This window comes from Streptomyces sp. E2N166 (assembly GCF_003671715.1).
Taxonomy (GTDB): Bacteria; Actinomycetota; Actinomycetes; order Streptomycetales; family Streptomycetaceae; genus Streptomyces; species Streptomyces thinghirensis.
Genome location: NZ_RAIF01000012.1, coordinates 1,214,494 through 1,218,642, shown reverse-complemented (window position 1 = coordinate 1,218,642; position 4,149 = coordinate 1,214,494). Strand labels below are relative to the sequence as shown.

Here is a 4,149-nt window from a genome sequence, read left to right as displayed (position 1 = left end):
CGCGGCCCACCCGGTGCCCGCCCGCGCGTCGGCCACTACTCGGCCGACGTACCCGCCCACGACGTCCCCGCCCCGTACAGCGCATGCGCCGCCCGCAGCACCAGATCGTCCCGATGCCGCGCCGCGACAAGCTGGAGCCCGACGGGCAGCCCGTCCCCGTCGGCGCCCACGGGCACCGTCGCCGCCGGCTGCTGGGTCAGGTTGAACGGGTAGGTGAAGGGCGTCCACCCCGTCCACCGCCGGTGACCCGACCCCTTCGGCACCTCGACACCCGCCTCGAACGCCGTGATCGGCAGCGTCGGCGTGACGAGCAGGTCGTACGCGTCGTGGAAGCGGCCCATCCGCCGGCCCAGTTCCATCCGCACGTCCACCGCGGCCAGGTACTCCAGCGCCGAGTACCGCGACCCCGCGCCGACGATCTCCCGCAGCCCGGGGTCGAGCAGCTCCCGCTGTCCCGCCCGGAGGTGCTGCACCACGCGCGCCGCCCCGCTGAACCACAGCGTGTGGAAGGCGTCCACCGGGTCCGCGAAGTCCGGGTCGGCCTCCGTCACGTACGCGCCCAGTTCCGCCAGCCGCTCCACCGCCCGCCGGACCGCCGTCGCCACCGCCGGGCGCACCGCCACCTGCCCGCCGAGCGAGGGTGAGTACGCCACCCGCAATCCCCGCACCCCGCCGGACAGCGCCTCCGTGTACGACCCGGGCGCCGGGCCCAGCGCCGACCAGTCCCGGGTGTCCGGGGTGCCGATGACGTCCAGCATCAGTGCGGCGTCCGCCGCGTCCCGGGTCATCGGGCCGACGTGCGCGAGCGTGCCGAACGCGCTCGCCGGGTAGAGCGGCACCCGGCCGTACGTCGGTTTCAGGCCGAAGATGCCGCAGAAGGACGCCGGGATGCGCACGCTGCCGCCGCCGTCCGTGCCCAGCGCCAGCGGCCCCGCCCCGCGCGCGACGGCCGCCGCCGCGCCCCCGCTGGAGCCGCCCGCGGTGCGGGCCGGATCGTGCGGGTTGCGGGTGACGCCGGACAGCGGCGAGTCCGTGACGCCCTTCCAGCCGTACTCGGGCGTCGTCGTCTTGCCGAGGAACACGGCGCCGTGTTCGCGCAGCCGGGCCACGGACGGCGCGTCCTCGTCCCAGGGCCCGTCCGGCGAGACGGCGCGGGAGCCGCGCAGGGTCGGGTGACCGCGCGTCAGAAGGATGTCCTTCACCGTGACCGGCACCCCGTCCAGCCGACCGCACGGCTCGCCGCGCCGCCACCGCTCCTCGGACCGCCGTGCCTGGTCGAGCGCCTCCTCGCCGGTCAGCCGGACGAACGCGTTCAGCTCCGGCTGGATCCGCTCGGCCCGCTCCAGCGCGGCCCGGGCCACCTCCACGGGGCTGAAGTCGCCCTTGCGGTAACCGTCGACGAGCTGTACGGCGGTCAGCTCGGTGAGGTCGGTCATGCAGCACCCTCCCGCGTATGTGGGACGTCAGTGTCCGGGCACGTATCCGCGCTTCTTGTCGACCACGTTCGCCAGCGGTTCGCCGGCCGCCCAGCTCTCGTACAACTCCACGAACTGCGCTCCCAGTTCGTCCCGCCAGCCGATGGTGTCCCCGCTCATGTGCGGCGAGATGATCAGATCCGGGACCCGCCACAGCGGGCTGTCGGGCGCGAGCGGCTCGCGGCTCAGCACGTCCAGGGCGGCGCCCGCGATCCAGCGCCTGGTCAGCGCCTCGGCGAGATCGTCCTCGACGACCAGCTGACCCCGTCCCACGTTCACGAACCGCGCGGAGGGCTGCATCACCCCGAACCGCCGGGCGTCGAACATGCCGCGCGTGTCGTCGGTGAGCGGCGCCGCCGCCACCACCCAGTCGGCCCGGGCCAGCAGGCGGTCCAGCTCGGCGGGCCCGTGGACACCGGTGCGGGCGGTCCGGCCGACCAGCGCGGTCGTGATCCCCAGCGCCTTGAGGGTCTGCGCGATCGCCCGCCCGATCGGCCCGGAGCCGACCACGCAGGCGCGAGTTCCGGCCACCCGCGTCGACTCGCGGTGCCGCCAGGTCCGCTCGCCCTGCAACCGCAGTGTCGTGGGCAGGTCCTTCGCCATCGCCAGGACGAGCGCGGCGACGTACTCGGCGATCGGCTGGTCGAAGACACCGCGCGCGTTGGTCACCACCGTGTCCGACGCGGCCAGCTCCGGACACATCAGATGGTCCACGCCGGCGCTGGCCGTGTGCACCCAGCGCGGCCGGGGACCGTCACCCGGCCACGCCTTCCGTACGGCGTGCGAGGCGAAGTCCCACACGAGCAGGACGTCCGCGTGCGGCAGCCGCTCGGCGAGACTCTTCTCGTCGGCGTGCTCGATCCGGGCCCGGCCGGTCAGCCGGCCCAGGCGGGGGAGCGGCTCGGCGTCCAGGACCAGGAGCGTGGGCGTGGGCGTGGGTGTGGACGTGGTCATCGGCAGGTCTGTCTCCGGTCGGCGGAAGCGGGTGCGGTTCAGGAGTTGACGGGGAAGTTAACCGGCTGTTGACCTGGGAGTGACGCGGGCGGATTGACCACGCTCGCACCGGAACCTACCTTCGTCAACACGGCCGTGCGTAACGGTGCGTTGTCCGCCCCTTTCTCAGTGTGAGGCCGGTGCGTGCCATGGACATCTCCTTTCTCGGCGGACCAGCTCCGCAACGCGGGGTCGGCGTGGTCGCCCCGTTCGACTTCGCGCTCGATCGCGAGTTGTGGCGTTGGGTGCCCGACGACGTGTCGCTGCACATGACGCGAACCCCTTTTGTACCGGTCGAGGTCAGTCTGGACCTCGCCCGGATGGTCAGCGAACACGAGACGCTCGGTGAGGCCGTGCGCACCCTCAACGCCATCGCGCCCGAGGTCATCGCCTACGCCTGCACCTCGGGCAGCTTCGTCGGGGGCATCGCCGGGGAACGCGCGATGTCCGAGGCGATGACCTGGGCGGGCGCCGTCCCGTCCGTGACCACCTCCGGCGCGCTGCTGGACGCGCTGGCCGAACTGGGCGTACGCCGGGTCGCACTGGTGACCCCGTACACCGTCTCCGTGACCCGAGCGCTGGAGGCGTACGTCGCCGAGGCCGGCGTGACCGTCTCCGGCTGCGCCTTCATGGGCCTGACCCGGCACATCTGGAAGGTCCCGTACCGCGACCTGGCCGACATGGCACGCCAGGCGGTACCGAGTCCGGGGTCGGCGGACGCCCTGTTCATCTCCTGCACCAACCTCCCCACCTACGACGTCATCCCGCAGCTGGAGGCCGAGCTGCGGATCCCGGTGATCTCGGCCAACCAAGTGACGATGTGGGCGGCACTGCGCCGACTGGGTACCCCTGCGGTGGGGCCGTATCAGGCGCTGACCGATCCGTCCGCGCGCATCGGCCCCACGGTGCCGGGGCCGGTGGGCCCGGCGGTGGCGGGTCCGGTCGGTCCCGCGGTCGCGGACATGCCGGGCGTCGGTGACGCTCCGGACACGGAACAGCAGCAGGAAGGGTGGACATGACAGCACTGGGATTCCTGTACCCGGGCCACTCCGGCGAGGACGACTATCCACGCATCGAGCAGCTCCTGGGCAGCGACATCCGGGTGGACCTGGTGCACACGGACATCGGCGAGGACGCGCACCGGGTCGACGCGCTGCTGGAGATGGGTTCGGCGCAGCGGCTCGCGGCGGGTGTGGAGGAGCTGCGGCTCGCCGGCGCCGACGCCGTGGTGTGGGCCTGCACCAGCGGGAGCTTCGTGCACGGCTGGGAGGGCGCCCAGGAACAGGTGCGCGCCCTGGCCCAGGCGGCGGGCCTCCCGGCCTCCTCCACCTCCTTCGCCTTCGTGCACGCGGTGAAGGAGATCGGGGCGCGCCGGGTCGCGATCGGGGCGACCTACCCGGACGACGTGGCGCGGCTCTTCGCCGAGTTCCTGCGCGCCGCCGGCATCGAGGCGGTCGGCGTCGTCAGCTCCGGCATCATCACGGCCGCGGAGGTCGGCACCTGGACCGAGTCGGAGGTGCTGGCCCTGGCCCGCGCCGCCGACCACCCGGACGCGGAGGCGGTCCTCCTCCCGGACACCGCCCTGCACACGGCGGCCCACATCCCGGTCCTGGAGAAGGAACTGGGCAAGCCGGTCCTCACCGCGAACCAGGTCACCATCTGGGAGGGCCTGCGCCTGGCG

At 73.4% G+C, this 4,149-nt stretch carries 4 protein-coding genes; 2 read left to right on the top strand and 2 right to left on the bottom strand.

Annotation, left to right across the window (positions count from 1 at the left end):
• Positions 1 to 35 precede the first annotated feature (35 nt).
• Positions 36 to 1,436: an amidase gene (locus tag EBH09_RS13295; RefSeq protein ID WP_121747155.1), complete on the bottom strand. Its 1,401-nt coding sequence runs from the start codon at positions 1,434 to 1,436 to the stop codon at positions 36 to 38.
• Between the two features lie 27 nt (positions 1,437 to 1,463).
• On the bottom strand, positions 1,464 to 2,429 hold the full coding sequence (locus tag EBH09_RS13290) for a D-2-hydroxyacid dehydrogenase (RefSeq protein WP_121747154.1): 966 nt from the start codon (positions 2,427 to 2,429) through the stop codon (positions 1,464 to 1,466).
• A gap of 188 nt (positions 2,430 to 2,617) precedes the next feature.
• On the opposite strand from EBH09_RS13290, the gene EBH09_RS13285 reads away from it, so the two are divergent.
• A complete protein-coding gene (locus tag EBH09_RS13285) occupies positions 2,618 to 3,487 on the top strand; it encodes an aspartate/glutamate racemase family protein (protein ID WP_121747153.1) in 870 nt (289 codons plus the stop codon).
• A partial coding sequence (locus tag EBH09_RS13280) for an aspartate/glutamate racemase family protein (RefSeq protein ID WP_121747152.1) occupies positions 3,484 to 4,149 on the top strand: 666 nt, incomplete at its 3' end. The genes EBH09_RS13285 and EBH09_RS13280, both read left to right, overlap by 4 nt.

Bases quoted from the DNA above. Each gene is read 5' to 3' on its own strand.
- EBH09_RS13295 (WP_121747155.1), bottom strand. From the start codon at position 1,436: ATGACCGACCTCACCGAGCTGACCGCCGTACAGCTCGTCGACGGTTAC.
- EBH09_RS13290 (WP_121747154.1), bottom strand. From the start codon at position 2,429: ATGACCACGTCCACACCCACGCCCACGCCCACGCTCCTGGTCCTGGAC.
- EBH09_RS13285 (WP_121747153.1), top strand. From the start codon at position 2,618: ATGGACATCTCCTTTCTCGGCGGACCAGCTCCGCAACGCGGGGTCGGC.